We start from the raw sequence: 25,540 nt of genomic DNA, 5'->3' as shown, positions 1-25,540 counted from the left end.
GACAATTTCTGTCATTAGAGATAAAGTAACCTGCATTATGACCCGCACCGCCCGTTTGTTCCAATTAATGCAATCCTTGCGCTCTGGCCCGTCGCCAAGAACGTCGATTGAGCTGGCTCAGGATCTGGGCGTTTCGCCGCGCACGATTCACCGAGACATCGATTCATTGCGCAGCCTCGGCGCCGTGATCGACGGAGAGGCGGGGTTCGGGTTCACCCTGATCGAGGACGCCACCCTGCCACCGCTTGGCTTCACCGATGATGAGCTTGAGGCCCTGGTGCTTGGCCTGCGCGAGGTACAATCCATTGGTGATCCCGGCCTCTCAGAGGCTGCCAGCGAAGTCCTACGCAAGCTGCAGGGTCGTTTGCCACCGCGCCAGTCTCAGCGCCTCAGCCATGCGGTGCTGACCGCCACACGGTTTGACCGGCCGGCGAAACCAACGGTGGATGTTGCTGAACTGCGGCGGGCCACCTGGGACGAACAGACGATCGAATTTTCCTATTGGGATGCCAAAGGCGATGAGACCCATCGCCGCGTAAATCCGTTGAGCATCGTTTACATGGACCGCGCCAGCGTGCTGATCAGCTGGTGTCTGTTGCGGCAGGATTTCCGCGTGTTTCGGTTGGATCGCATGCAAGAGATGCAGATTACCGGGGCCTCGTTCCGGCCCAATCGGGTCCCCCTGCTGCGCGAAGCTCTGAACCGGCTGCGGTCCGAGCGAGAGGCGAGAGACCGCGACTCGGAAAGCTGAGCGCTTTGAGATTTGCCATTTTTGCGCTATCCTGTGGTTGAGCAGTTATCAGGAAATTCGGAATGCGTAGATGCGTAAGCGGCGTTATGACCGCAGCATTATGGGCATCCATCGTACAGGCGGAGTCCATCAAAAGCCCGGAAGGGCCACAGCCGATACAATTGGCGTCGGCTGATCTTACAGTCTCAATCCGACCGGTCGTCCGACCATCGGAGGAAATGTATCGCGTGTCAGAGGAAAGAAGCGCCCGGTTTCAGGCGTGGCTTGGTGATTTTCGGGCGAGGGCACAGGCGCAGGGCATCCTGCCCGGGACTTTGGACCGCGCGCTTGCGGGGCTGGCCTATGACAAGGACATCATCAAGCGCGATCGTAATCAGGCTGAGTTTACCAAGCCCATCTGGGACTATCTGGATGCGGCCGTTTCTGATCGGCGCGTCGCGGACGGTCGCGCGGGGTTGGAACGCCATGCCGCGGTGCTGACCCGGATTGAGGCGCAGTATGGCGTCGAAAAAGAGGTCGTGGCCGCGATTTGGGGGCTTGAGACATCTTTCGGCACATTTCGGGGGTCGGATCAGACGATCCGTTCGCTTGCGACGCTGGCCTTTGATGCCCGACGGGCTGAGTTCTTTGAAACGCAACTGATTGCCGCCTTGCGGATCATTCAGGTAGGCGATGTCAGCCCCGCAACGATGATCGGAAGCTGGGCCGGAGCAATGGGGCATACGCAGTTCATACCGACCTCGTTTTTGGATCACGCCGTGGATTTCGACGGTGATGGGCGGCGGGATATATGGGCGGATGACCCGACCGACGCGCTGGCCTCGACAGCGGCCTATCTGGCGCGTCATGGGTGGACCAAGGGACAGCCATGGGGTGTTGAAGTGCGCCTGCCCGCCGGGTTCGATTTTGCGGCCGCGAGACGCGATTACACGCTGCTGCCGTCAGACTGGGCGGCGCTGGGCGTGGTTGCGTGGGATGGACAGCCGCTTGCGGATCATGGTCAGGCAGCGATCTTGTTGCCAGCGGGTGGTGAAGGCGTTGCATTGATGGTCTTCGAAAATTTCCGCGTGATCGAGCAATACAACGGTGCAGATGCCTATGTGATCGGCATTGGACATTTGTCCGACCGTCTGGCGGGTCGCGCGGCGTTTCAGGCCGAGTGGCCTCGGGGTGATCGGGCGTTGAGCTTTGCTGAGAAGAAGGAATTGCAGCTCCGGCTGACCGAAGCCGGGTTCGATACGCAGGGGATCGACGGGCGCACCGGCCCGAACACCACCGAGGCGGTTCGGGCCTATCAACTAGCACAGGGGCTTTTGCCGGACGGCTATGCGTCCGCGCCGCTGTTAGAGCGGTTGAGGTAGGGGAGGGGGCTCTGCCCCCGTCGCCTGACGGCGCCTCCCCCGAGGTATTTTCAGCCAGATGAAGCTGCGCGGGTCAGGAGGCCGCTTTCATCAGGCCCTGTGCGATGATCTCGGCCTGTGCCTCGTCCAGAGATTTGTGGATGCGTACGAGCATCTCATCAATTTCCGCGGGTGTCAGAACCAGCGGAGGAGAGATGATCATCCGATCGCCCACATGGCGCATGATCAGGTTATTCGCAAAGCAGCGGTCGCGGCAGATATAGCCGACTGTACCCGGATCGGAGGCGAATTTGGCGCGGCTGGCCTTGTCCGGGGTCAACGCAATCGAGGCCATCATGCCGACGATCTTGGCCTCGCCCACAAGCGGGTGATCGGCCAGCGCCTCCCATTTTTCCTTCAGATACGGCGCGGCCACATCGCGGACATGCTCGACGATCTTTTCTTCTTCGAGGATGCGCAGGTTTTCCAGTGCCACGGCGGCGGCGACCGGATGGCCGGAATAGGTGTAGCCGTGATTGAACTCGGTGCCACCAATGACCTCGGCGATTTCATCGCTTACGATGGATCCGCCAATCGGCGCATAGCCCGAGCTGAGGCCTTTGGCGATGGTCATGATATCGGGGCGAATGCCGACGGTTTGTGACCCGAACCAATTGCCGGTGCGGCCAAAGCCGCAGATGACCTCATCCGCGATCAACAGGATATCGTATTTGTCACAGATGCGCTGAATTTCAGGCCAGTAGGTATCCGGTGCAACGATCACGCCACCTGCGCCCTGAACGGGTTCGGCGATAAAGGCCGCGACGCGGTTTTCGCCCAGCTCCTCGATTGCTTCTTCCAGCTCACGCGCGCGGGCCAGGCCGAATTCTTCGGGTGACATGCTGCCACCTTCGGCCCACCAGTTTGGCTGGTTGATATGGTGGATATTCGGGATCGGGATTCCACCCTGCGCGTGCATCCCTGCCATGCCGCCCAACGACGCCGAGCCGACCGAAGAGCCATGATAGGCGTTATGGCGGCTGATGATGATGTTCTTGTCGGGCTGGCCTTTTTCGGCCCAATAGGTCCGAACCAGACGGATGTTTGTGTCATTCGCCTCAGACCCGCCGGCTGCAAAGAACACATGGTTCAGATCGCCCGGCGCAAGTTCCGCGATCTTCGCGGCCAGCGCGATGGCAGGGACGTGGGTCGTTTTGAAAAAGGTATTGTAATACGGCAGTTCGCGCATCTGGCGGGCTGCGACCTCGGCCAGTTCATCGCGACCATAGCCGATATTGACACACCACAGGCCCGCCATTGCATCGAGTATTTCTTCACCCTCGCTGTCCGTAAGGTAGACGCCCTTCGCACGGGTGATCACGCGCGCGCCTTCTTTCCCTAGGGCGCCATTGGCCGAAAAAGGGTGCATGTGGTGGGCGGCGTCCAAGGCCTGCAGCTGGGCCGTGGGCAAATGGTTTGTGATGGTCGACATCGGAAAATCTCCTGCAAGAGCGATTGGCAGCTACAATATGATCAAATTTTTTCCTGTCAATCGAATCGGACAGATCTAAGCGTTGACTAAGGCGTCTGCCATCAGCTCCATGCCCTGTTCGATATCTTGTGCGGTTGCTTTTGCTGCCATATCCGCGTCCTGATTGCGCAACGCCGAAATGATATCCTTGTGGCGGTCCGGCAGGCTCTGAGTGCCGAATCTACCACATACAACGCGCAAAGACGGCCCGAATCTAAGCCACAGGCGCTCGGCCAGATCATTGAGAATCGGGGCGTTTGCATGGCCGTAAAGCGTTTCGTGAAACCGGTGGTTGAGGCGCAGATAGCCGCTGACGTCTCCATCGCTGATAGTGCGATCCAGACGTTGGTCGATCTGCTCAAGATGATCAATGTCCTGAGGTGTCACATTCGCAGTTGCACGCCTCGAAAGCTCTGATTCTATTTTGATTCTTGAATAAATCATCTGTTCGACGTCGCCGTCGGTCAGAAGAGGAACACTCACTCGGCGGTTGCCCTGAAACACCAGAGCACCATCGGATATCAGGCGCCTGATCGCCTCCCGCACAGGGGTCATTCCAACACCCAGCGAATCAGTGAGACCCTGGATCGTGACGGGTTGCCCCGGCACCAATTCACCGTACATGATTTGTGATCTGAGGGTATTATAGACCTGTTCATGCGCAGGTCGTTTTTCACGCGCACCGTCAGTGCTGGATGCCTTATTTTTGATCAAATCCAAGTGGTTTGCCCTGTTTCCCGCTATGTTGACTTGTCAGGTTTCTGACCTCGTGAAACCATACGACGGATCGTGCGAAAACGCAAAACTTGATCAAATCCAAAAAAACGGGAAAATAGCGCGTACACTTGCAGGGAGAATAATATGACAATCAAAACGCTGACCATGACAGCGGTCATCGCATTGGGGACTTCGGCGGCCTTCGCTGAAGAGGTGCGTGTTTACAACTGGTCCGACTATATCGACGAAGAGCTTCTGACAAAGTTCGAGGAAGATACCGGTCTGACTCTGATTTATGATGTTTTTGACAGCAACGAGGTATTGGAGACCAAGATGCTGGCCGGTGGATCAGGCTATGACGTGGTGGTGCCTTCGGGTACTTTCCTTCAGCGTCAGATCCAGGCTGGAGCCTTTCAGGCGCTTGACGCTGCACAGCTGTCGAATTCAGGCAATCTGTGGGATGTGATTCAGGAACGTACTGCCGGGTATGATCCGGACAACGCCTATTCTATCAACTACATGTGGGGCACAACCGGGCTTGGTGTAAATGTTGGAAAAGTGCAGGAAGCGTTGGGCGAGGATGTTGCGCTGAACAGCATGGATCTGGTTCTGAAACCCGAGAATATGGAGAAACTTGCATCCTGCGGCGTTCATTTCCTGGATGCTCCGGCAGAAATCATTCCGATGGTTCTGCAATATTTGGGTGAAGACCCGGACAGCCATGACAAAGATGTTATTGGCAAGGCCGAGGCGGTTTTGACCAGCGTTCGACCGCACATTCAGAAGTTCCACAGCTCGGAATATATCAACGCATTGGCCAATGGCGACATCTGTGTCGCCGTGGGGTGGTCGGGTGATATCCTGCAGGCCCGCGATCGTGCGGCTGAAGCCGATAATGGTGTTGAAATTGAGTACCATCCCTTTGCTGAAGGGTCGTTGATGTGGTTCGACCAGATGGCGATTCCGGCTGATGCTCCGAACCCGGAGGGTGCGCATAAATTCCTGAATTTCATTCTGGATGCCAACAATATGGCGGCGGCCTCGAACTATGTTTACTACGCCAATGGCAACAAGGCTTCGCAAGAACTTCTTGAGGAAGACGTGATCGGTGATCCGGCCATCTATCCGGATGATGCGACCATGCAAAACCTCTATATCACGACGCCTTACCCGTCGAAGATACAGCGGGTCGTGACCCGTTTGTGGACCAAGATCAAATCGGGCACCTGATCCGGCTTGTTTCAGCAGGGCGGACCAACCGCCCTGCCATTCTTTTCAGATTGCCGAACGGGGGCCGTTTTGAACTCTACTGTTTTTGTGCCGTGGGAAGACCCACAGGCGAAACCTCTGATCCAGTTCCAGAATGTCACCAAACGGTTTGGTGAGTTCACGGCCATCGACAATCTGTCCTTGGATATATTTGAGAAAGAATTCTTTGCTCTGCTAGGGCCCTCGGGCTGCGGCAAGACCACGATGATGCGAATGTTGGCCGGGTTTGAAAAACCGACCGAAGGGCATATTCTGCTGGGCGGGCAGGATATAGATCCCATTCCACCGAACAAACGGGCTGTGAACATGATGTTCCAATCCTACGCGCTGTTTCCGCATCTATCTATCTGGGAAAACATCGCCTTTGGTCTGCGTCGGGACAATATGCCAAAGCATGATCTTATGGATCGTGTCGAAGAGATGTTGCGCCTGACCCGGCTTGAACAATTCGCCCGTCGCAAACCGCACCAGATCTCTGGTGGTCAGCGTCAGCGCGTGGCGCTTGCGCGATCCCTGGCAAAAGCGCCGAAGCTGCTGTTGCTGGACGAACCTTTGGGGGCGCTGGATAAGAAACTGCGACAGGATACGCAGTTCGAGCTGATGGATATTCAGGAAAAGACCGGCACCACCTTTGTGATCGTGACCCATGATCAGGAAGAGGCGATGACCGTGGCCAGCCGGGTTGCGGTAATGGATCAGGGTAATCTGATACAAGTGGCGACACCCGACCGGATTTATGAGAATCCCAGTTCGGTCTATGTGGCCGATTTCATTGGCGACGTGAACATCATCCAGGGCCGAGCCACGGCAAGCGCCGATGAGACCTATCAGATTGACTGGGCTGAAGGTCAGGCACCTTTGACTGCGTCCTCGACCACAGAGTTTTCGAGCGGCCAGCTATGTCATCTGGCGATCCGCCCCGAGAAGGTGACGATCTCGGTTGATCGTCCTGCGGATGCAATCAACGCAGTGCAGGGCAAGGTGCTTGACATTGCCTATCTGGGCAATCTGTCCACTTATCACGTCGAACTGAATAACGGCACGATTATCAAGGCGCAGACGGCAAATACCCGTCGCATTTCGCGTCGTTCCTTTACATGGGAAGACCCGGTCTGGCTGTCCTGGACAGCCACCGCCGCGGTTCTGTTGGCGGATTGATGCGCCGCGCCCTTCTGATCGCCGTCCCGTATGTCTGGCTTTTGGCGCTGTTTCTGGTGCCATTTTTCATCGTTCTGAAAATCTCGCTTTCGGACACGGAGCTGGCCATCCCGCCTTACACGCCGACACTGGATCTATCTCAGGGCTGGGCCGGGCTCAGGGATTTCTTCAGCCAGCTGGATTTTGAGAATTTCGTCTGGCTAACCGAAGATGACCTGTATTGGAAAGCTTACCTGTCCAGTGTCAAAATCGCGTTGATTTCAACCATACTGACTTTGCTGGTGGGGTATCCTATCGCGTATGGCATGGCCCGCGCACCGGCTGAGTGGCGCCCGACGTTGATGATGTTGGTAATTCTGCCGTTCTGGACGTCGTTCCTGATCCGGGTCTATGCTTGGATGGGTATTCTCAGCAACGAAGGTTACCTGAACCAACTGCTGCTGTGGACGGGCATCATCTCGACCCCGCTGACCATTCTGAACACCAACACAGCTGTCTATATCGGTATCGTCTATACCTATCTGCCCTTCATGATTCTGCCGATCTATTCCGCGCTTGAACGAATGGACGAGTCGCTGATCGAGGCCGCAGAGGATTTGGGCTGTTCGCGTATTCAGGCCTTCTGGCTGATAACGATCCCCTTGTCACGCCCGGGTATCATCGCGGGTTGTTTCCTGGTGATGATTCCGGTGATCGGCGAATTTGTGATCCCATCATTGCTCGGGGGATCCGGGACATTGATGATCGGCAAAGTGTTGTGGGAGGAGTTCTTCTCGAACCGCGACTGGCCGGTGGCCGGTGCCGTGGCAGTTGTGCTGTTGCTGATCCTTGTGATTCCCATCGTGCTGTTCCAGCGCAACCAGCAGAAACAGACGGAGGCTGAGCAATGAACAGGTTAAGCTGGTTCAACGTCGTCTCGTTGACGCTTGGTTTCGCGTTTCTCTATATCCCGATGCTCATTTTGATCATCTTCTCTTTTAACGAAAGCAAACTGGTCACGGTTTGGGCTGGATTTTCGACCAAATGGTATGGTGAGTTGGTCCAGAACGAAGCGTTTCTTGATGCTGCCTGGGTCACCTTGCGGGTTGCAGTATTCTCGTCGACCCTAGCCACCATTCTGGGTACGGCGGCGGCTTATGTGCTGGTACGCGGTGGGCGGTTCTTTGGCCGGACTCTGTTTTCAGGCATGATCTATGCGCCTCTTGTGATGCCCGAAGTGATCACTGGCTTGTCGCTTTTGCTGCTGTTCATCGGAATTGGACTGGACCGGGGTATTTTGACCATCGTGCTGGCACATACGACCTTTTCAATGTGCTTCGTGTCGGTTGTTGTATCCTCACGTCTGGTCACGTTTGATCAGTCTCTGGAAGAGGCAGCGTTGGATCTTGGGTGCTCACCCGCACAAGCCTTCCGTCTTGTCACCCTGCCGATCATCGCCCCGGCGGTGATTTCAGGCTGGCTATTGGCTTTTACGCTGTCGCTGGATGATCTGGTGATCGCATCATTCACATCGGGCCCGTCAGCCACGACTCTGCCGATCAAGATTTTCTCAGCTGTGCGGCTGGGCGTCAGCCCTGAAATCAATGCGCTATCCACGATCATGATTGCGGTCGTGACGGTCGGTGTCATAGCAGCATCTTTGGTCACCAAGCGCGCGATGGTCCGGCAAAAACAGGATGAGATGGCGGCAGTGCGTGCGGAATGAAACGTCTGTTCCCTGAGTATACCTATGGATCTGGACCGCGATCAGGGTGCTGGTGGGATGAAACTATCGCAGCACCAGACTGGCCGGTGTTGCAGGATGATCTGAGCGTGGATGTCGCCATCATCGGCGGCGGGTTCACAGGTGTTACAGCCGCGCTTTTCCTGGGGCAGGCAGGCCTATCCGTCGCAGTTCTCGAGGCGGAGACGCCGGGGTGGGGTGCCTCGGGTCGCAATGGTGGGTTTTGCTGCCGAGGTGGGTCAAAGCTGAGCGATCGTGGCATGGCTCGGCGATATGGGGTCGAGGGGGCCGAAAGCTTTGCCCGGGCCGAAGTGGATGCGGTCAATCTTGTCGCCGACCTGCTTGAGGCGCATCAGATCGAAGCGGACGTTCATTCCAAGGGCGAGACCGCCCTGGCCCACACCGCCCGCGCCATGGAGAAATTGCGACGCTCTGCGGATGACGGGGGCTGCTTGCATGAGGCAGCCGACCTGCCCGGGCTCGGGTTGGGTGGGGATTTTTTCGGGGGCTATAGCGTGCCGGTCGGATTTGGTCTGAACCCCCGGAAATACCTGTTCGGCATTGCAAATGCGGCCGCTTCCGTTGGGGTCCGATTTTTTCAGAAAACCATGGCCAGAGACATCACCAAAACCAGCGCGAGCTTTGATGTTCGAACCGCGTCAGGACGGATCAAAGCGTCGAATGTACTGATATGCACCAACGGATATTCCAGTGAAAACATGCCTGAATGGCTGTCTGGGCGCTATATGCCAGCGCAATCAACCGTTCTGGTGACCCGCCCGTTGACCGAGGCTGAGGTATCGGCGCAGGGCTGGACCTCGGATCAGATGTCTTACGATACACGAAATCTCCTGCACTATTTTCGTCTTATGCCGGATCGACGGTTTCTGTTTGGGATGCGCGGTGGCCTGCGCTCATCACCTAAGGCCGAGGCTGCGATCCGGCAAAAGGTGCAGCGTGATTTCAAGGCCATGTTTCCGGCATGGGCCGATGTGGACGTGACCAATATGTGGTCAGGGATGGTGTGCCTTACCCAGGACCTGACGCCGTTCGCAGGGCCCGTTCCGGGTCAGAATGGGATGTTTGCTGGGCTGGCCTATCATGGAAACGGCGTCGCGATGGGTACCTATTGTGGGCGGGCGCTTAGTCGCATGGTGCTTGGACAGGATGCGGAATTGCCTGAGCCAATGGCCCGACCCCCGCGGCGTTTTCCACTTGGGTCCTGGCGGCGGGCGCTGATGCCGCCAGCCTATGCGCTAATGGCACTGGCCGACCTCTGACATTCACAAAGCGGCCAGTTCCAGCTCGAGCCCTTGTTCATAATCTGATGCCCCATGTTCTGCGCGCCATAGGCAGTAGGCCGCCATCCTCCACCCGTACCAGCGGCGTAAAGACCGGTAGCGGTTTACGGTTTCCTGCCGGTCATACGCCGAAAGAAAGGACTTTTGCTCTTCAACGGTCAAAACCGCACCTCTGTAAAGATATTGCATGGCGGGTGACAGGAACAGCGCAAGGTCCTCGCAAGGATCACCAACGGCTGGGCATTGCCAGTCAATCAGCGTCAGCCCCGAGGATGCGACGAGGATGTTTCCCGCCACCGGGTCGCCGTGAATCAGGCAAGTGTGATCCGACCGCAAAATATGATGCTGTGGTTGCATCTTTTCCAGCTGAGCCCGTCGATCCGATGTGCACATCGCCAGAATGCTTTGACCATGTTCGGCCAGATCTGCGCTACCGTTTTTACCGGTGGGTGCGTTCTCTATATTTGGGTTGAGCGAATGCAGGCGGTGCAGCAACCGGGCCACTGGGGCCGGGTCAGACCGCCAGGGGGTGCCCTGTGCGTGGTCGTAGAACACCCAATATCCGTTGTCATCTTGTCCCGTTGCCCGCAATCGCGGCACAACCCCAGAAGAAGCCAGTGCCCGCAGACAGGCCGCTTCCAATGCGGGATCGTTGCGAAACAATGGGTTTTCCAGGTCCGAGCGGTACAGTTTCAATACTTGATCACTGTCGTCGCCCAGCACCTTCCACACCCGGTTTGTCCTGCCACCATACAGAGTTTCGAACTGTGCCCCAGCGCTGGCAAATCCGAGCCTGACAAGTTGAGCAACGAGGTCGCGCGGTGGGGACGGTATTTGAGGCAGGGAGATCACCAATCAGTCAACGAGTCGGGCATTGCCTTGGTTTCGCCTGTCGTTAACCGTAGATCAAGCTCCTGTTCGCACCGCAGTGACTATTCCTGCTGGCACCACCTCTCCGCCAGCAAGCGTCAGCAACACTGCATCAGTGCCGACCTGCGCCTCCAGAACCTGATTATAAGCTGCGGCGATGCGTTCAGACAGCAGTTCATCGCCGTCATAACTTTCCATCGTTGCAGTGTAATTTCCTGCCGGTAACGGGGCGCCATCGTCATCGGTTCCGGCCCAGACAAACTCGGATTCCGTCGTTGAAACAGCGATGCGTTCAACGACCTCGTCGGACTCGTTGCGGATCACCATATAGGCGCTGTCCGCCCCGGGGTCGGCCTGCGCATACAGCGTTTCTGGTGAACCGTCGAAATGAAAGGCCGAGGCGGTTCGCACATCCATCCCGACCCAGCTGGCAAGCTCTTCAAGGTTTACGCTGCCAAGCGAATAGGCAAGCGCTGAGAGCAGATCGTTGGTTTGAACCTGCTGCTCGACCATCGAGAACTGAGCCAGTTGCGAGGCGTATTCTGATGAATCCAGCGGCTCCAGCGGGTCTTGGTTGCGGGCCTGGGCGGTCAGCATCAGAAGGAAGGTTTCAAAATCCGAGGCCAGACCGGACGTTCCAGATTGCGCCGAAGATTGGGTCTGTGTGGCGTTAGCGCCTGTATTCTGTGCGGGTGTGATCATGCTCAAAGCCTCATATCAACGCGGCCACTATGGCCGATCCGGGTTAAGACCGGCTCGCTGGCCTGATCCATTTCGGTCTGGGTTGTATTCAGACCGGAATCTGCGTGTCTATCCGCGCTTTCGGACTGGCCGTCTGACGAACCACCCAGATTGAAAGACAGATCGCCAAGCCCGAGGTTTTTGAACTCAGCCTCAAGAACCGAAAGATGTCGCCTCATCATTTCCAGAGTTTCCGGCCGCTCGGCTGCGATCGTCATCTGCAACCCGTCATCCCGGCCATTCATGACGATTGAGATCTTGCCCAGCTCTTCCGGATTCAAGGTCAGTTCAATCGTGCCGGATTGTGGTCTTGCATGTATCGCAGCGGCCATTTGCCCCGCGATTGCCCGCGCCGTTTCTGCCCGTGCTGAGGTTAAAAAGTGCTGATGGCTTGCTGACGTATCTCGTGCCGTTGAAAATGGCTGGCTTTCGCGCGCGGGCAGAATCCCCTCGGCATCCGGGTCTGATACCAAATCAACGTCCTGCACCTTGGCAGACGCCATCAGTTGTATTTGAACAAATGTCGGAACGGATTGTGTTGTCGGCGGTGAACCGGTGGCTTTGGGAGCCTGAGCCGCATCGGGTGTATCTCGCGAAACCAGCTTTGGTTCTGGCACTTCGGGTTTTCCGGGCGCAGAATCCGAGGGTATCGACGCCTTGGTCCGATAGCCCTTTGCAATAGTGGTTTGCGGCAGATTGTGTTCCGGTTTTTGCTGTGCGGTTTTCGCCTGCAACAAAGCCGGAACCTCAGATCGGGCGCGCTGCGCCGCGTTTCCAGGCGCATCACCCCTAGGATCGGGGGCCGCATTGTTTGGCGCTGCGAATATTACGGCCTTGTCAGGTTCGGGCAGCGATGTCGGCGTTTCCTCAGGTGCCATCTCTTCGTCCTGCGCCGACGCGCGGGTGGGCGGGTCAGTTACAGGTTTTCCCGACAGGCTGGTCGCAAGATCAACAGAGTCTTCTTCGACCACATCCTCTTCAACCTGCACCTCGGCATTATTGGTCAGTTCGGGCACGTCCTCATTCAAGCTGTCACCTTCGGAACGCTGCAATTCCTGCTCCATTACCTCAGCAAAGGTGTCAGCCGCTTCCGAGATTGGGTGTCCCTTGGCGGCAGTTTCAGATTTTGCGGCGCTGGCGGTCGAGGGTGTGGACAATATAAGAGGGTTGGGCATTTTGCTCCGGCTCCGGTTTGCGTAACCAGGAATTTGCCCGCAGGAAGTTACGTTTATTTTAACCGCTTTCATCTTTGATCCAGAAAGTTCGATGCAATTTTTGGAGAAAGCTATGAAGCTATCTGGTATTCCAGCGGCGCCGCAGCCCTTGTCTGTTGAGCAAAAGCTGAAAGATGCTGCGGTAGAGCTTGAGGCGGCGTTCCTGTCTGAAATGCTTAAGTCCGCAGGTCTGGGCGAATCCCGAGATTCGTTCGGCGGCGGTGCGGGTGAAGACCAGTTTTCATCGTTTCTTGTTCAGCAGCAGGCACTGCAGCTTGCCAGGTCCGGCGGTGTTGGCCTGTCCGAAATCCTGTTTCAGTCCATGATGGAGAATACCAATGCCTAACAAGTCTGAACATGACCTGATCAAATCTCTTGAAGAAGTTCTGGACCTTGAACGCAACGCCTTGGTGACCGGGGATCTGGATCGGTTGAATCACATGGTCCCGGAAAAGGAAAAGCTGATCGGTGCGATCAATGATCTTGAGGTGATTGATAGTGATGAACTGATCGGGGTTCAAAAGAAAGTCGACCGGAATCAGGCTCTGCTTAACAGCGCGGCCGAAGGGATTCGGGCGGTTGCCGGGCGCATGGCTGAACTGCGCCGAGTGCGTCAGGAATTCAGTACTTATGGAGCGGATGGGCAACGCAGCGATTTTACCGTTCGCAGTCACGCAAAGCTGGAAAAGCGGGCCTAGCGCGAGGATTGAATCAAATCCGAGCTTTCTGATTTTCGAGTCTTAGCACTCCGTTAGGAGATCGGCGTCAAAGGTGATCCTGCATCTGGAAACTCAGATGGCGCGAAAAGCCCGACGGCGGGTCGCAGTGATCAGAAAGACGTCAAAGCCCGTACATGTTGCGGGGTAAGCAAGGGCGCAAAAGGCCCGAACGGAAAAGGAAGAAAGCTATGTCCAGCATTCTGACAAACAACGGCGCAATGGTTGCGCTGCAAACCCTGAAATCGGTCAACAGGAACCTGGCGCAGACCCAGAACGCGATTTCAACTGGTAAGGACGTCGCCACAGCCAAGGACAATTCAGCCGTCTGGGCGATTTCCAAAGTCATGGAGTCGGACGTTAAGGGGTTCAACGCCATCAAAGACAGTTTGGCACTGGGTGAATCGACCGTTGCGGTGGCCCGGAATGCGTCCGAGACAGTCACTGACCTGCTGTCCCAGATGAAAGAGAAGATCGTTGCGGCACAGGAAGACAACGTTGACCGCGGCAAAATCAATGACGACGTGACTGCTCTTAAAGATCAGATCGCATCGGTGGTTGGAGCGGCGCAGTTTAACGGGCTTAACCTGGTTGACGGTTCGGCGGGTACAGCCTCGATCCTGTCGTCTCTGGATCGTGACTCCAGTGGCAACGTAACCGCATCTTCGATTTCGGTGGCTTCGCAGAACCTGTCCACAGGTGGGTATGCCAGCAAAGGTGTTCTGGCCGGCTCGGACAACGTCACAACCGACAATGACGCCGCGGGCTTCACGATGGACAAAGCTGGTGGAACCGGCGATATCGTGGTGGACAGTTCAACGGACAACTTTGCTGCTGGTGACAAGATCTCGATCACTATTGGTGACAAGGTTGCGTCCTACACGGTGCAAGCTGCTGATCTGGACCCATCTGGAACATATGACGCCGCTTATACGGATGCCATTGTTGCCGTTGGCCTGAAAAATCAGATCGATTCCTTGGGGATCACGGGTGTCGCAATCGACTATGACTCGGCCAACCCGGGCACTTTGACATTTGTAACCGGTGCTGCGACGGCTGGCGCCGACGCTGATCGGGACGTTACTGTCTCGGCGCAGTTCACCAATGCCAATGCAGGTGGCCTGGGGGCGTTGGCTTCGATTGATGTTTCGACAGATGCTGGTGCTCAGGCGGCGCTGGGCACTATCGAAACCTTGATCGACACGTCCATTGATGCATCTGCGGCGTTTGGTTCGTCTCAGGGCCGGATCGAAACGCAGAAAGAATTCATCTCGAATCTTTCTGACTCGTTCAAGTCCGGTATCGGAGCGCTGGTTGACGCCGATATGGAAGAAACTTCGGCCCGTCTGCAGGCCCTGCAGGTACAGCAGCAACTGGCAACGCAGTCGTTGTCGATTGCCAACCAGGCGCCGCAGTCGATCCTGTCTCTGTTCCGCTAAGTTCAGGACCCTGGCCGGGGCGTGGAGACGCGCCCCGGCTTTGACCGCCGTAAGACGGCCTTTTGGAAGGATTTCAAGTGACACCGCAAACTCTTGCACAACGCGTCTATGCGCAGGCCGCTGCTCCGACGCGCACACCGCGTGATACGGAATATGAGGCGATTTCCAAGATCACGCATCGGTTGAAGGCTGCGGCCGCGCGGCACAAAACCGACTTTGAAGCGTTTGTTCAGGCTTTGCATGAAAACCGGAGGCTTTGGTCTGTGTTGGCAAACGGGGTCGCCGATTCCAATAACGCCTTGCCGAATGACCTTCGCGCCCGGATTTTCTATCTTGCTGAGTTCACCGAACAGCACAGCAGCCAGATACTCAGCAATAAGGCTTCGGTAGAGCCCCTTCTGGAAATAAACATGGCCGTTCTTAAAGGCCTTCGGCAAATGGGTGCGAACTGATGGCGGGTTTGGTATTGAAGCTTGCCCCAAAAGAACGGGTGCTGATTAATGGTGTAGTTGTGGAAAACGGCGATCGTAGAAGTCGGTTTTCAATCATGACACCACAGGCAAATGTCCTGCGTTTGCGCGATGCGATACATCCTGATGAGGTGAACACACCCGTTCGCAGAGTGTGCTATGCGACGCAACTGGTTCTGTCTGGAGACATGGAAGCTGAAAGCGCCCGCCAACAACTGCTGCGTCGGGTGGAAGAGTTGAGCCAAGTGTTTACGGATGCGGACAGCCGCAGAGTTTTGGCCGAGGCAACCGAAGCCTTGTTGGCCGAGCAGTATTACAAATGCCTTAAATCCCTGCGTGCTCTGCTACCGCGAGAAGAGCGCCTCATGGCCTACCAGCAATGACCTTTCAGCCGGTCATACCCTCAGGTGGCATTGTTGGCTGGCGGTTCCTTCAACGCACCTACGAAGGCCAGTTGAACAGCTTTTCCTCTTCGTCGGTCAATGAGCGTGAGGCGACGTATTTCCGGGAAAACATCGGCAAGGTTCAGACGGCTGAAGATCTGGTTTCTGACCGCCGGCTGCTACAGGTTGCCTTGGGCGCATTTGGTCTGGAGAGCGACATCGACAACCGCTATTTCATCCAGAAAATCCTGTCAGATGGAACGAGCGCAGATGATGCATTGTCCAATCGCCTATCTGATAAAAGATACCGTGAATTCTCTGAGGCATTTGGACTGGGCCCTGGCGAAATTCGAAGAACCATTCTTTCGACATTTATGGAGGATATTGCCCGGGACAACGTGACCTCACGCTTTGAGGTCGCCGTGGGTGAACAGGACGAGTCAATGCGCATATCCCTGTATGCACAACATGCGCTGGCTGAGTTGGCATCGCAAGACAGCAGTGGTGACACGAAATGGTTCGACTTGATGGGCCTTCCGCCGTTGCGAAAGATGATGGAGACGGCGCTTGGGCTGCCCTCAAGCTTTGGTCAGTTGGACATCGACAAGCAGCTTGAGGTGTTCAAGGATAGGTTGTCGAACCTGACTGGATCTGACGATTTAGCGCAGTTCGCGGATGAAGAGGCGATCGGGGATTTGACCGACAGATACCTTGCGCGCAGTCAGATCACGCAGCTTCAAAGCACAATTTCCCCGGCCCAAACCGCGTTGCTTCTGCTGGGCGGATAATGCTGTCCCTATCGCAAGATGCGTGAGTATCAAACGCAACTTCGCGCGACTATCCGTTCAGAATCGCGTCCGCCGAGGTTTTGAGCGCGTATGAGCACACGGGTTGTGACACGTTGTGCAGCTTGACCTCTCCAAGTGGCAAAGCGTCTGTACAGGCCGGCACGATGTCTTTGGTCACAACAATCCTGTGATTTACGATCTTGCTGTATTCCCCAAGTCGGGCGGCGACGTTCGCAGCTTGTCCGATCACGGTGAAGTCCAACCGTTCGCGCGACCCGATATTGCCGTAGGTTACGCGCCCATAGGCGACGCCAATCGAACAATCGCAATGCATGTCGGACCCAGACTTGCGCAGCTCTCCTAACCTTTCAACGATTCCAACTGCTGATCGCTGCGCGTTTTCGCGGGCTAAAGCAGAATCTTCGCCTGCCGGGAATACAGCAAGAACAGCGTCCCCGATGAATTTCAGAACTTCACCACCGTTTTCGTCGACGATGTCCGAGACCGTTTCAAAGAAGTCATTCAGCAGATTGATATAGGCGGCGCGGCCCAGCTTTTCTTCCAACAGGGTAGAATTGCGCAAGTCGCAGAACATGATGGCTGCATCAATCTCATCCCCGTCGCCACGACGGATTTCTCCGCCCAGGACACGCGCTCCGGTCCGCTTTCCGACATAGGTTTCCAGCAATACCTGGGCGTTTTCGCGCTGCATGAAGACTTCGTAGAACCGGGCAATCACCGAGGAGCATTCGAACACCAGCCCAAGATTGGCCGTTGTGAACCCGTCGGGGTGATCGCAAGTCAGCGTCAAGACATTGGTGCGCCCGTCTGAAAATGGCAGGGGCATCGCGACATAGTCAGTCGCCCCTTTGGCGCGCAGGTCTTCCATGATTGGAAAGCTGTGCTGAGGGTTCTCGTCATTCAGCCTTTGGCGCACGCCGCCCATACCGTTGGACACGTGGCGCAGAGGGCTGTTGATATAGGCGGGGTGGTCGTGGATTTCATAGGTGGGCACATTGGTCGAAATCTCGGCCTCACCTTTTTCCCAAATATAGTGTTTGCCCGCGATCAGCGGATGTAGGGACCAGGCAAGGATACTGAGGCGCTGAATGGCAATTCCATGTTCTAGCATCTTCTCGGCCAGCGCTTTGGTGAATGCTTCGGGCGTGCTTAGATCACTGGCCCCCCGCATCAGCCAATCAATCAGCGGCCCGCTGATATTGCCGTCTTCCGGGTTGCGCAGGTTGTTTTCACCCAGCTCAATCCGCGTATATGCGGTGGGCATAAAGCCGATATGGCCCTGGATCGCGGCGCTTTCGGGCAGGGCGTTCTCGTAGGCCCAGACGGAGTTGGCCAATCGTTGATCCGCCAGAACGACATCGTGGTAAGTGGCGGTGCCTTTGAACGGGCAGAATGTCTGAAGTTCGGTCTCATCGCTGAGATCGACATGTACATCCTGACGGGGGATGTAGATCATCGGCGGCAACCGAGTTTCGTACATTACCTTGGCATCAAAGCTTTCAGCCAGAAGGATCTCATCCCGGTAGATTGCGATACGGCCGACAAGTGGTTCGACCGAGATCCCATAGCCTTTGATATTTGGAGTCACGTGAACGTTCATAATCATCCTCCCCGGCACGGGTCTTTATAGGATGGGCGTTTGATCCGTGTTTTCCAAGGGGCAGAGCAGGATTTTCCCAATATCAAATCATCTGAATGACGTCTTTTTCGATCGACAACATATAGCCTTTTTTAGCAATGTTCTTGACCAGCAACTCGCTGACCATCTGATTGCCCAAAGCATCGCGCAGGCGCTTGATCCGCGTCGCGCCAGCAGCCTCGTCACAATCAGCTGTGCTTTTGCCGGAAATCATCGCCTCGATCTGAATGCCGGATAGAACCTCGTCATCCAACCGGGATTCGGCAAGAACTGACAGGGTTTCCATCGCCGACGCTGTCAGTTTGAAATCCATGTTATTGAGATAGACGGTATTCTCTTCCCGGCTGATCAAAAGTGAAGTGACCTGAATCCCAGTGCGCTCAATCTGTGCCATGCGTCGGTTCAACAGCACCAGCATGACCAGAAACACCAGCGCAGCAATCAGCATTGCAGTGGCGAAAACCAGCAAAACAAAGATAACCATGCGGTAACTGGACAATGTATCGGCAAAGGCAGTGCCGGACTGGGCCAGAATCTCGAGTAGGCGAATCTCGGTCTGCGAGGTCAGATCACTCTCGACGAACAGACGTTCGACGCGGGCATTGAACGCGTTTGCATCTGGCAATGTCCACAACAGAAAGGCGGCAGAGGCCACAAGTATGACAACGATTACCGTGATGCCCGCGCCAACCAACCTGACGCCCGAGCGCCGTGCCTCAGTAACGGAGATAGAATTTTCCGGCATTGGCCTTCCTTTTATCCAACCCTTCCGGCCCAAAAACGGACATGACGTTCAGCAGGGTCCAGCCCGAGCCGCGCAGCCGTTGCGCGACCTCTTTTTTGGCTTTTCCTTTGCCGCAGGACGAAACCTGCATGACGCCATAATGCAGGCGCAACGGATTGTCCTGCTTGGCCTTGTAATCGGCATAGCAGTCCGCTGCTGACGCCATGGAACTAAGCGATATCAGGGCCCCGATGGCCAGAGAAGAGAGGATCTGTTTCATAGGCCGCATCCTGCGCATGGCTTTGGTTGATATTCAATAACGCAAAGGGGTTTCGCGGTCTGATATCAGATAACAAAACGGCGTTATTGCTTGTCTGAAGGGGACACCCCCAATGTCGGGTTATCGAATTTACGGACTGTCATCACGTCCACCGAGTACCCGAAAGGACAGCACCATGCATAAGAAATTCATCGCTCTGATCATCGCCTCTGCAGTCGCAATCACCGGCGTTTCTGCATCCCAGGCCCGTGCCGCTGATGCAGAAGATATTCTTGGCGGGCTGGCGGCGATTGCCTTGATTGGCGCTGCCATCCATCATTTTGACAAGCAAGGCGACAGCAAAAAGGTTACCCGCAACTACAACCACGTGTATCAGGCCCCCAAACAGCACATCCAGAGGACCCCCAGGCATCGGCCGAACCATATCCGTCCCTTGCCCGAGCGCGTTGCGCGCTATAGTCTGCCGCAACGGTGCATGGAAACCTTCAAGGGCTATGGCAAAAAGCGCCCGCTTCTGGGGACGCGCTGCCTGGATAAGCACTACAAATACGCCAATAGCCTGCCCAAAAAGTGCAAGGTCGGTTTCTGGAATGGCAATAAGGTCAAGCGGGCCTATGAACCCGCGTGCCTGCGCCAACAGGGATACCGCGTCGTTTACAAGTAATACGGTTCGAGCAGGAGTGGTGCCTTAGAAGCATCACGTCGGAGAGGGCAGCGATTGCTGTCCTCTCTTTTTTCTTGCGCAATGGGGGAAAACAGGATTTTCCCAAAACATGACCACACCAGATTATGAGATTGAAAAAGCCGCTCTTGCGCAGGGATATCTGCGGATTGCCGGTGTCGATGAGGTTGGCCGAGGTCCGCTGGCCGGTCCTGTTGTGGCGGCGGCGGTGGTCCTGAACCCCGCGGAAATTCCCCAAGGTCTGAACGATTCAAAGAAACTCTCGGCCAAGCGCCGGGCCGCATTGGATACTGCCCTGCGTGGCTGCGCCGAATTCGCGGTGGCCGAGGCTTCGGTGGCCGAGATTGATGAGCACAACATCTTGCGTGCCTCGCATCTGGCAATGGAGCGCGCGGTGGCGGCGCTGGATCCCCCCCCTGATTATCTGTTGATCGACGGAAATATGATTCCGCGCAGACTGGCCATTCCGGCGCAAGCAGTGGTCAAAGGCGATGCCCATTCCGTGTCGATCGCCGCAGCTTCGATCCTTGCCAAAAACTGGCGCGATCAACTGATGGTGGATTTGGCGCAACAGCATCCGGGATACGGCTGGGAGACAAATGCCGGTTATCCGTCAAAACAACACAAGGATGCGCTGCGAAATCTTGGTGTGACCCCTCACCATAGAGTTTCGTTCAAGCCCGTCCACAATATGTTGTATCAAGAGTAAATCGTAAGCCGCTGATTCAAAAAAGAAATTGACGGCGAATCGTCTTTGACTCATCCTTGTCTCAACCAAATGAGCGCATAAGCGCCGTGGAACTTGAGGCAGCGATATGACAACGACTACCAAAAAGGGCGCGACAGCGCTCCCTGTAAACACGATCCTATCCGGGGACTGCATCGAAGTGATGAACAGTCTGCCCGAGGCTTCGGTTGACCTGATTTTTGCCGATCCCCCATATAATCTGCAGTTGAAAGGGCAACTGCACCGCCCCGATAACAGCCAAGTGGATGCAGTCGATGATCACTGGGACCAGTTTTCCAGCTTTGGCGTCTACGACCAGTTCACGCGGGAATGGCTGAAGGCGGCCCATCGCCTGCTGAAGCCCAATGGCGCGATCTGGGTGATTGGATCGTATCACAACATTTTCCGTGTTGGGTCTGCGTTGCAGGATGCTGGGTATTGGATCCTCAACGATGTAGTTTGGCGTAAATCGAACCCGATGCCGAATTTCCGTGGCAAGCGGTTCACCAATGCGCATGAGACAATGATCTGGGCCTCCAAGCGTGAAGGGGCGAAATACACCTTCAACTATGAGGCACTGAAAGCGTTGAACGAAGGCGTCCAGATGCGCAGCGACTGGGTGCTGCCGATCTGCACTGGCCATGAACGGCTCAAGGATGAAAACGGCGACAAGGCGCATCCGACGCAGAAACCGGAATCATTGCTGCACCGCGTGCTGGTTGGATCAACCAATCCGGGTGACGTTATTCTGGACCCGTTCTTTGGCACCGGGACTACAGGGGCCGTGGCCAAGATGCTGGGTCGCGAATTCATCGGGATTGAGCGCGAAGAAAGTTATCGCAAAGTGGCCGAAAAGCGCATCGCGAAAGTGCGTAAATTCGACCGCGAGGCGCTGGAGGTCAGCGCCAGCAAACGCGCCGAGCCACGCGTGCCCTTTGGCCAGTTGGTCGAACGCGGCATGCTACGCCCGGGCGAGGAACTCTATTCCATGAACCAGCGTCACAAGGCCAAGGTCCGCGCCGATGGGACACTGGTGGGGCAAAATATCAAGGGTTCGATCCATCAGGTTGGCGCCCATCTCGAGAATGCGCCCTCCTGCAACGGCTGGACCTACTGGTGCTTCAAGCGCGACGGCAAAACCGTGCCGATCGACGTCTTGCGTCAGCAGATCCGGTCCGAGATGCACAACTGATAGACCAATACCGCCGGTGCCTGTGGCCTGACACAAGGCACTAAGCCTTGCCCCGCCGATCAACGGCGGGGTCTTTTGTTTCTTTCCCTGATGAGTTCCGATATGAGCCTATTGAAGCAATCGGCGCAGTGTAGGAGCTTTCGCAATGTCGGACACAGCAGCCAGCGAACCTCGGGCTAGGCGGTTCTTTTTCACCCGTCCGAACGAAGTAGAAATCGAGAATAAATACACCGAAGCTGCGCTGGAACGGCACAAGCGCGAGGGGCTGGAGCTTGCTGTCCGGGCCCGCTGGATCGCAATGGGTCTGACTGGCCTTTTGCTGATATACCTGAACCCGCATTGGGAGGTCCTTTGGTATCATTTCATCCTTTTGCTGATTTGCGCAAATGGTTGGATGATCCGACGGGCAGGCCGTGTAGGGCAATCTCGGACAGAGTTGCTACTAATCTTTGTTGACCTTTTGATTATGACTTTGGGAATGATCATTCCCAACCCGTTCAGCGATGATGTGCGCCCATTGGCAATGCAATTCCGGTTTGACAACTTTCAGTATTTCTTCGTCATTCTTGCAGCAGGAACCATGGCCTATTCCTGGCGCACGGTGATTGCCATAGGCACATGGACTGCAATAATCTGGACTACCGGATGGGTGATCGCCTGGTGGGTTGCGTTTCCGATTCCCGGCATAAGTGAGAAAGTGGCCGAGGCCTTGCAGGGGTATCCGGATGTAGCCGAGATGTTGGATCCAAACAGCTTTGAGGTTCACGACCGAATACAGCAAGTGATTGTGTTCCTGATGGTGGCGGTGACGCTGGGCGTGTCGATGCGGCGGCTCAATCATCTGCTGATGACCAATGCTGGGTTGGAACGGGAACGAGCGAACCTGTCGCGATATTTCTCACCAAATGTGGTGGAGGAACTGAGCCAAAATGATGATCCGCTCAAACAGGTGCGAAAAGAGAATGTCGCAGTGCTCTTCATAGATATTGTGGGGTTCACCAAATATGCGGCGGGTCGTGATCCTTATGACGTGATCGAGGTGCTGCGTGGATTTCACGCCAGGATGGAGGCCGAAGTGTTCCGCCATCATGGGACATTGGACAAGTACTTGGGCGATGGTCTTATGGCAACTTTCGGGACCCCGGTGACGACACCGTTGGATGCGACCAACGCGGTATCCTGCGCGCGCGGCATGGTGACTGTGATTGACCGGTGGAACATAGAACGTAGACGTGCCGGAGAGCCCGAGATTCATGTTGGCATCGGTGTCCATTATGGCTCGGTTGTTCTGGGGGATATTGGCGCCAACCGTCTGGAATTTGCTGTGATCGGTGATGCGGTAAATGTCGCTGCGAAACTTGAGGCAATGACCCGCGAGCTGCAGGTCCGGATCGTGCTGAGTGATGCGGTGCGCCTGCAGCTTGAGCAGGAAGGGAGCAGTGCCTCCGAACTGACAGCCGAATTTACCGAAAACAAGGGCCACCCTGTGCGCGGTGTTGAATACCCGATGGATATCTGGGTGATGTAGCTCAGGGCTCTCTCGTCGATGGATCACGCATCAAAGACGCAGGGCCAGTCGTTGGGCCGGGCAGCGCGCCGAGGCGCGCTGCGGTCAGGACCCTGGCATCGGGTTTTGTGACTTGTTGTAGGGTTGCCAGTCTGTGACTTCGGGGTAGTACCTGCGCCGCCAATCCCGCACACGGGGGTTCATGACACGCCGCCAGAGCGGTGGGATCATCGCGGCGATCGTCATCACTGGGTATCCGTAGGGCAGTTGTGGTGCGGTGTTCTGATCGTGATGTTGAAGCAGTGGAAATCGACGGTTGGGTTTGTAGTGATGGTCCGAGTGGCGCTGTAGATTGATCAGCAGCCAGTTCGACGCTTTTTGCGACGCGTTCCACGAATGACAGGGCAGGACGTGTTCGTATTTCCCCTGGCCCAGATATTTTCGGGTCAGCCCGTAATGTTCGACATAGTTCACCAGTTCAAGCTGCCAGATGGCGACGCCGGCCTGAATCAGGAACAGGACAAGGCCGGACCATCCTCCAATCAAACCTGCCAGGGTCAGCATACCACACTGTAACATCCAATACCGCCAGAACGGGTTTGCGCGGTCAGTCCAGGGTTGGTTCTTGCGCGCCAGTTTCTCGCGCTCTGCATGAAAGGCGGAGGCCAGACATTGCCACAGAACGCGCGGATAGAAGCGATGAAAGCCTTCGTTGTATCGTGCTGTTACCGGATCGCGCGGGGTTCCGACATAGCGGTGGTGAACCAGCAAATGTTCGGACCGGAAGTGCGAGTACAAGACCATGGCCAGCAGGATGTCGCCAAGCCCGCGCTCCAGTCGGCCCTTCTGGTGCATCAGTTCGTGGCTGTAGTTGATTCCAATCGTCCCCGAGATCACACCCATGCCAAAGAACAGGCCGATCTTTTCTGGCGAAGACAGGTGAGAGCTGTGCGTCACATACCAAAGCAGCCCGTAAAGGGTCAGGAACTGTACCGGAACCCAGGCTTTGGTCAGCAGGATATACCAGCGCAACATGCTGTCCGGCGTATCTGGGTCCGCATTTTCGAGGTCGAGCCCGGTGAGCTGATCCAGCGCGGCAAATATCCACCATGTTGAAAGCGGCACCAGCAAGACCCACCAGCCACCCACAAAGGCCGTGGCCCAAATCAATGGAATCAGCAAAAACGAGACCCAGAATGGAAGGGTGGATTGCCAGCGAGTCAATGTTTCAGATGCGATCATCAAAAGCTCCGGTCGACGCGGGACAGACTATCCGTAGATCGTGTTTCAGCATAATGTGTTACTGGTTGCGCCAGAGGTCAAATGCCTTGCGCATGACCGTCGGCAGATCGCTGGGCCGAAAGGCATGTTTATCAAGCAAGATCATGTCCTCCGGTGCCGCACCGGGCGGTAAAGAGGTTGCCCAAACCTGCAGGATCAGGTGGAAATGCGTGAACGTGTGGCGCACTTCGCCCGGTAGAACCCGCCAGTCCGCCGCAAACGGCGCGGTGTCAGACGGCGCATCGGACCATTCGGATCCCGGCCATCCCAGCATACCGCCCAAAAGCCCTTTGTCTGGGCGGCGTTCAAGCAACATCGCCCCGTCCGCTGTCTGGGTGATGTAGACATGGCCATAACGTGTGGGTTTTGGCTTTTTCGGTGTTTTGCGGGGCAGATCGGCCTGGGTACCCGCAGCGTGGGAGCGGCAACGCGTGCGCATTGGACATATCCCGCATGCCGGGGATCTTGGGGTGCAGACAGTCGCACCCAGATCCATCACGGCCTGTGCATAGTCGCCCGGACGCACCGCTGGGGTCAATGCAGCTGCACGTTGCTTGAGTTGTGGTTTTGACCCCGGCAGCGGATCGTGAATGTCGTATAGGCGGGCTATGACACGTTCGACATTGCCGTCCAACACGGTTTCCGGACGATCAAAGGCAATGGCTGCAATCGCGGCGGCTGTATACGGGCCTATGCCCGGCAGGTTCAGCAGCTCATCGTGTGAGTCGGGAAAACAGCCATCATGACTTTCAGCCACAACGCGCGCGCATTTCAGCAGATTGCGGGCGCGGGCATAATATCCCAGACCGGCCCATTCCCCCATGACCTGCTCGTCAGGCGCTGCGGCCAGTGATTCAACTGTCGGCCACCGGGATGTGAACCGCAGGAAATAGTCGTGCACCGCTGCCACAGTTGTCTGCTGTAGCATGACTTCGGACAGCCAAACCCGATAGGGGTCAGGACGCATTCCGGAAGACCTATCGGCAGGACCGATGCGCCATGGCATTTCACGGGCATTGCGGTCGTACCAGGCCAGCAATTCATCGTTGAAGTCAATTTCGTGGGTGTCACGCAAG

Annotated in this window: 27 protein-coding genes; 17 read left to right on the top strand and 10 right to left on the bottom strand. The window is 56.2% G+C overall.

Translation table 11 applies throughout. The features are described from left to right. Positions 1-37 precede the first annotated feature (37 nt). Positions 38-751 carry a helix-turn-helix transcriptional regulator gene (locus tag AC2FH8_RS13220; RefSeq protein ID WP_496689953.1) on the top strand — a complete coding sequence of 238 codons (714 nt, stop codon included), beginning with the start codon at positions 38-40 and terminating at the stop codon, positions 749-751. A 62-nt stretch (positions 752-813) separates the two neighbouring features. Then, positions 814-2,112, top strand: a complete 1,299-nt coding sequence (locus tag AC2FH8_RS13215) for a lytic murein transglycosylase (protein ID WP_496689952.1) — start codon at positions 814-816, stop codon at positions 2,110-2,112. A 73-nt stretch (positions 2,113-2,185) separates the two neighbouring features. Here the strand turns inward: AC2FH8_RS13215 and AC2FH8_RS13210 are convergent, their stop codons facing one another. Both AC2FH8_RS13210 and AC2FH8_RS13205 read right to left on the bottom strand, forming a co-directional pair. Further along, positions 2,186-3,583: an aspartate aminotransferase family protein gene (locus AC2FH8_RS13210; RefSeq protein WP_281995446.1), complete on the bottom strand. Its 1,398-nt coding sequence runs from the start codon at positions 3,581-3,583 to the stop codon at positions 2,186-2,188. 75 nt (positions 3,584-3,658) lie between these two features. Beyond that, the gene (locus tag AC2FH8_RS13205) at positions 3,659-4,342 is read right to left on the bottom strand and encodes a GntR family transcriptional regulator (protein WP_271949594.1); all 684 of its coding nucleotides are present in this window, start codon (positions 4,340-4,342) and stop codon (positions 3,659-3,661) included. 141 nt (positions 4,343-4,483) lie between these two features. On the opposite strand from AC2FH8_RS13205, the gene AC2FH8_RS13200 reads away from it, so the two are divergent. The 5 genes from AC2FH8_RS13200 (at position 4,484) to AC2FH8_RS13180 (ending at position 9,769) form a co-directional block, all read left to right on the top strand. Next, positions 4,484-5,569 (top strand): polyamine ABC transporter substrate-binding protein, encoded by a 1,086-nt coding sequence (locus AC2FH8_RS13200; RefSeq protein WP_281995445.1) that lies wholly within the window; start codon positions 4,484-4,486, stop codon positions 5,567-5,569. A 69-nt stretch (positions 5,570-5,638) separates the two neighbouring features. Continuing rightward, positions 5,639-6,766, top strand: coding sequence for an ABC transporter ATP-binding protein (locus AC2FH8_RS13195; RefSeq protein WP_281995444.1), 1,128 nt, complete (start codon positions 5,639-5,641; stop codon positions 6,764-6,766). Beyond that, positions 6,766-7,656: an ABC transporter permease subunit gene (locus AC2FH8_RS13190; RefSeq protein ID WP_142637171.1), complete on the top strand. Its 891-nt coding sequence runs from the start codon at positions 6,766-6,768 to the stop codon at positions 7,654-7,656. Before AC2FH8_RS13195 ends, AC2FH8_RS13190 begins: the two co-directional genes overlap by 1 nt. After that, a complete protein-coding gene (locus AC2FH8_RS13185) occupies positions 7,653-8,471 on the top strand; it encodes an ABC transporter permease (protein ID WP_142637169.1) in 819 nt (272 codons plus the stop codon). The genes AC2FH8_RS13190 and AC2FH8_RS13185 overlap by 4 nt, the downstream gene beginning before the upstream one ends. Further along, entirely contained in the window at positions 8,468-9,769 is a 1,302-nt protein-coding gene (locus AC2FH8_RS13180) for an NAD(P)/FAD-dependent oxidoreductase (RefSeq protein WP_496689951.1), read from the top strand. Before AC2FH8_RS13185 ends, AC2FH8_RS13180 begins: the two co-directional genes overlap by 4 nt. 3 nt (positions 9,770-9,772) lie before the next feature. Here the strand turns inward: AC2FH8_RS13180 and AC2FH8_RS13175 are convergent, their stop codons facing one another. The 3 genes from AC2FH8_RS13175 to AC2FH8_RS13165 are packed head-to-tail and all read right to left on the bottom strand — an operon-like array spanning position 9,773 to position 12,576. After that, positions 9,773-10,642: a phosphotransferase family protein gene (locus AC2FH8_RS13175; protein WP_496689950.1), complete on the bottom strand. Its 870-nt coding sequence runs from the start codon at positions 10,640-10,642 to the stop codon at positions 9,773-9,775. A gap of 54 nt (positions 10,643-10,696) precedes the next feature. After that, the gene (locus AC2FH8_RS13170) at positions 10,697-11,362 is read right to left on the bottom strand and encodes a flagellar hook capping FlgD N-terminal domain-containing protein (RefSeq protein ID WP_496689949.1); all 666 of its coding nucleotides are present in this window, start codon (positions 11,360-11,362) and stop codon (positions 10,697-10,699) included. Between the two features lie 2 nt (positions 11,363-11,364). After that, a complete protein-coding gene (locus tag AC2FH8_RS13165) occupies positions 11,365-12,576 on the bottom strand; it encodes a flagellar hook-length control protein FliK (RefSeq protein ID WP_496689948.1) in 1,212 nt (403 codons plus the stop codon). A gap of 112 nt (positions 12,577-12,688) precedes the next feature. Here AC2FH8_RS13165 and AC2FH8_RS13160 point away from each other — a divergent pair, with 112 nt between their 5' ends. From AC2FH8_RS13160 to AC2FH8_RS13135, 6 genes are all read left to right on the top strand, one after another. Next, positions 12,689-12,961: a rod-binding protein gene (locus AC2FH8_RS13160; RefSeq protein ID WP_142637161.1), complete on the top strand. Its 273-nt coding sequence runs from the start codon at positions 12,689-12,691 to the stop codon at positions 12,959-12,961. Next, positions 12,954-13,313, top strand: coding sequence for a flagellar biosynthesis protein FlgN (locus AC2FH8_RS13155; protein WP_281973048.1), 360 nt, complete (start codon positions 12,954-12,956; stop codon positions 13,311-13,313). Before AC2FH8_RS13160 ends, AC2FH8_RS13155 begins: the two co-directional genes overlap by 8 nt. Positions 13,314-13,522: 209 nt before the next feature. Then, on the top strand, positions 13,523-14,770 hold the full coding sequence (locus tag AC2FH8_RS13150) for a flagellin N-terminal helical domain-containing protein (RefSeq protein ID WP_271949609.1): 1,248 nt from the start codon (positions 13,523-13,525) through the stop codon (positions 14,768-14,770). Positions 14,771-14,847: 77 nt separating this feature from the next. After that, on the top strand, positions 14,848-15,222 hold the full coding sequence (gene flaF / locus AC2FH8_RS13145; protein WP_496689947.1) for a flagellar biosynthesis regulator FlaF: 375 nt from the start codon (positions 14,848-14,850) through the stop codon (positions 15,220-15,222). After that, positions 15,222-15,623, top strand: a complete 402-nt coding sequence (gene flbT / locus AC2FH8_RS13140) for a flagellar biosynthesis repressor FlbT (protein ID WP_271949613.1) — start codon at positions 15,222-15,224, stop codon at positions 15,621-15,623. Before flaF ends, flbT begins: the two co-directional genes overlap by 1 nt. After that, positions 15,620-16,411 carry a DUF1217 domain-containing protein gene (locus AC2FH8_RS13135; RefSeq protein ID WP_271949615.1) on the top strand — a complete coding sequence of 264 codons (792 nt, stop codon included), beginning with the start codon at positions 15,620-15,622 and terminating at the stop codon, positions 16,409-16,411. The genes flbT and AC2FH8_RS13135 overlap by 4 nt, the downstream gene beginning before the upstream one ends. 49 nt (positions 16,412-16,460) lie before the next feature. On the opposite strand, the gene AC2FH8_RS13130 is transcribed toward AC2FH8_RS13135, so the two are convergent. From AC2FH8_RS13130 to AC2FH8_RS13120, 3 genes are all read right to left on the bottom strand, one after another. Then, positions 16,461-18,032 carry a DUF427 domain-containing protein gene (locus tag AC2FH8_RS13130; RefSeq protein WP_496689946.1) on the bottom strand — a complete coding sequence of 524 codons (1,572 nt, stop codon included), beginning with the start codon at positions 18,030-18,032 and terminating at the stop codon, positions 16,461-16,463. Between the two features lie 82 nt (positions 18,033-18,114). After that, positions 18,115-18,816, bottom strand: a complete 702-nt coding sequence (locus AC2FH8_RS13125; RefSeq protein WP_496689945.1) for a winged helix-turn-helix domain-containing protein — start codon at positions 18,814-18,816, stop codon at positions 18,115-18,117. After that, positions 18,788-19,075 carry a hypothetical protein gene (locus AC2FH8_RS13120; protein WP_496689944.1) on the bottom strand — a complete coding sequence of 96 codons (288 nt, stop codon included), beginning with the start codon at positions 19,073-19,075 and terminating at the stop codon, positions 18,788-18,790. Before AC2FH8_RS13120 ends, AC2FH8_RS13125 begins: the two co-directional genes overlap by 29 nt. Before the next feature lie 175 nt (positions 19,076-19,250). On the opposite strand from AC2FH8_RS13120, the gene AC2FH8_RS13115 reads away from it, so the two are divergent. The 4 genes from AC2FH8_RS13115 to AC2FH8_RS13100 all read left to right on the top strand — a co-directional run bounded on the left by AC2FH8_RS13115 (position 19,251) and on the right by AC2FH8_RS13100 (position 23,204). Beyond that, positions 19,251-19,739, top strand: coding sequence for a hypothetical protein (locus tag AC2FH8_RS13115; RefSeq protein WP_496689943.1), 489 nt, complete (start codon positions 19,251-19,253; stop codon positions 19,737-19,739). A gap of 109 nt (positions 19,740-19,848) precedes the next feature. Further along, positions 19,849-20,466 carry a ribonuclease HII gene (rnhB, locus tag AC2FH8_RS13110; RefSeq protein WP_496689942.1) on the top strand — a complete coding sequence of 206 codons (618 nt, stop codon included), beginning with the start codon at positions 19,849-19,851 and terminating at the stop codon, positions 20,464-20,466. A 106-nt stretch (positions 20,467-20,572) separates the two neighbouring features. Then, positions 20,573-21,676, top strand: a complete 1,104-nt coding sequence (locus AC2FH8_RS13105) for a site-specific DNA-methyltransferase (protein ID WP_142637139.1) — start codon at positions 20,573-20,575, stop codon at positions 21,674-21,676. 145 nt (positions 21,677-21,821) lie between these two features. Continuing rightward, positions 21,822-23,204 (top strand): adenylate/guanylate cyclase domain-containing protein, encoded by a 1,383-nt coding sequence (locus AC2FH8_RS13100; protein WP_496689941.1) that lies wholly within the window; start codon positions 21,822-21,824, stop codon positions 23,202-23,204. Positions 23,205-23,288: 84 nt separating this feature from the next. Here AC2FH8_RS13100 and AC2FH8_RS13095 read toward each other — a convergent pair whose 3' ends face one another. After that, positions 23,289-24,425, bottom strand: coding sequence for an alkane 1-monooxygenase (locus AC2FH8_RS13095; RefSeq protein ID WP_496677844.1), 1,137 nt, complete (start codon positions 24,423-24,425; stop codon positions 23,289-23,291). A 58-nt stretch (positions 24,426-24,483) separates the two neighbouring features. Then, positions 24,484-25,539, bottom strand: coding sequence for an A/G-specific adenine glycosylase (mutY, locus tag AC2FH8_RS13090; protein ID WP_496689940.1), 1,056 nt, complete (start codon positions 25,537-25,539; stop codon positions 24,484-24,486). Position 25,540: the final 1 nt, after the last annotated feature.

Source organism: Ruegeria sp. CDSC025 (assembly GCF_059610805.1).
This window is presented reverse-complemented; position numbering and strand designations above follow the sequence as displayed.

Coding starts and splice junctions, on each gene's coding strand:
- AC2FH8_RS13200 (WP_281995445.1), top strand. CDS start 4,484: ATGACAATCAAAACGCTGACCATGACAGCGGTCATCGCATTGGGGACT.
- AC2FH8_RS13150 (WP_271949609.1), top strand. CDS start 13,523: ATGTCCAGCATTCTGACAAACAACGGCGCAATGGTTGCGCTGCAAACC.
- AC2FH8_RS13215 (WP_496689952.1), top strand. CDS start 814: ATGCGTAGATGCGTAAGCGGCGTTATGACCGCAGCATTATGGGCATCC.
- AC2FH8_RS13135 (WP_271949615.1), top strand. CDS start 15,620: ATGACCTTTCAGCCGGTCATACCCTCAGGTGGCATTGTTGGCTGGCGG.
- AC2FH8_RS13160 (WP_142637161.1), top strand. CDS start 12,689: ATGAAGCTATCTGGTATTCCAGCGGCGCCGCAGCCCTTGTCTGTTGAG.
- AC2FH8_RS13120 (WP_496689944.1), bottom strand. CDS start 19,075: ATGAAACAGATCCTCTCTTCTCTGGCCATCGGGGCCCTGATATCGCTT.
- AC2FH8_RS13220 (WP_496689953.1), top strand. CDS start 38: ATGACCCGCACCGCCCGTTTGTTCCAATTAATGCAATCCTTGCGCTCT.
- AC2FH8_RS13190 (WP_142637171.1), top strand. CDS start 6,766: ATGCGCCGCGCCCTTCTGATCGCCGTCCCGTATGTCTGGCTTTTGGCG.
- AC2FH8_RS13155 (WP_281973048.1), top strand. CDS start 12,954: ATGCCTAACAAGTCTGAACATGACCTGATCAAATCTCTTGAAGAAGTT.
- AC2FH8_RS13180 (WP_496689951.1), top strand. CDS start 8,468: ATGAAACGTCTGTTCCCTGAGTATACCTATGGATCTGGACCGCGATCA.
- AC2FH8_RS13095 (WP_496677844.1), bottom strand. CDS start 24,425: ATGATCGCATCTGAAACATTGACTCGCTGGCAATCCACCCTTCCATTC.
- AC2FH8_RS13210 (WP_281995446.1), bottom strand. CDS start 3,583: ATGTCGACCATCACAAACCATTTGCCCACGGCCCAGCTGCAGGCCTTG.
- AC2FH8_RS13165 (WP_496689948.1), bottom strand. CDS start 12,576: ATGCCCAACCCTCTTATATTGTCCACACCCTCGACCGCCAGCGCCGCA.
- AC2FH8_RS13185 (WP_142637169.1), top strand. CDS start 7,653: ATGAACAGGTTAAGCTGGTTCAACGTCGTCTCGTTGACGCTTGGTTTC.
- AC2FH8_RS13130 (WP_496689946.1), bottom strand. CDS start 18,032: ATGAACGTTCACGTGACTCCAAATATCAAAGGCTATGGGATCTCGGTC.
- AC2FH8_RS13115 (WP_496689943.1), top strand. CDS start 19,251: ATGCATAAGAAATTCATCGCTCTGATCATCGCCTCTGCAGTCGCAATC.
- AC2FH8_RS13125 (WP_496689945.1), bottom strand. CDS start 18,816: ATGCCGGAAAATTCTATCTCCGTTACTGAGGCACGGCGCTCGGGCGTC.
- AC2FH8_RS13105 (WP_142637139.1), top strand. CDS start 20,573: ATGACAACGACTACCAAAAAGGGCGCGACAGCGCTCCCTGTAAACACG.
- flbT (WP_271949613.1), top strand. CDS start 15,222: ATGGCGGGTTTGGTATTGAAGCTTGCCCCAAAAGAACGGGTGCTGATT.
- rnhB (WP_496689942.1), top strand. CDS start 19,849: ATGACCACACCAGATTATGAGATTGAAAAAGCCGCTCTTGCGCAGGGA.
- AC2FH8_RS13170 (WP_496689949.1), bottom strand. CDS start 11,362: ATGATCACACCCGCACAGAATACAGGCGCTAACGCCACACAGACCCAA.
- AC2FH8_RS13100 (WP_496689941.1), top strand. CDS start 21,822: ATGTCGGACACAGCAGCCAGCGAACCTCGGGCTAGGCGGTTCTTTTTC.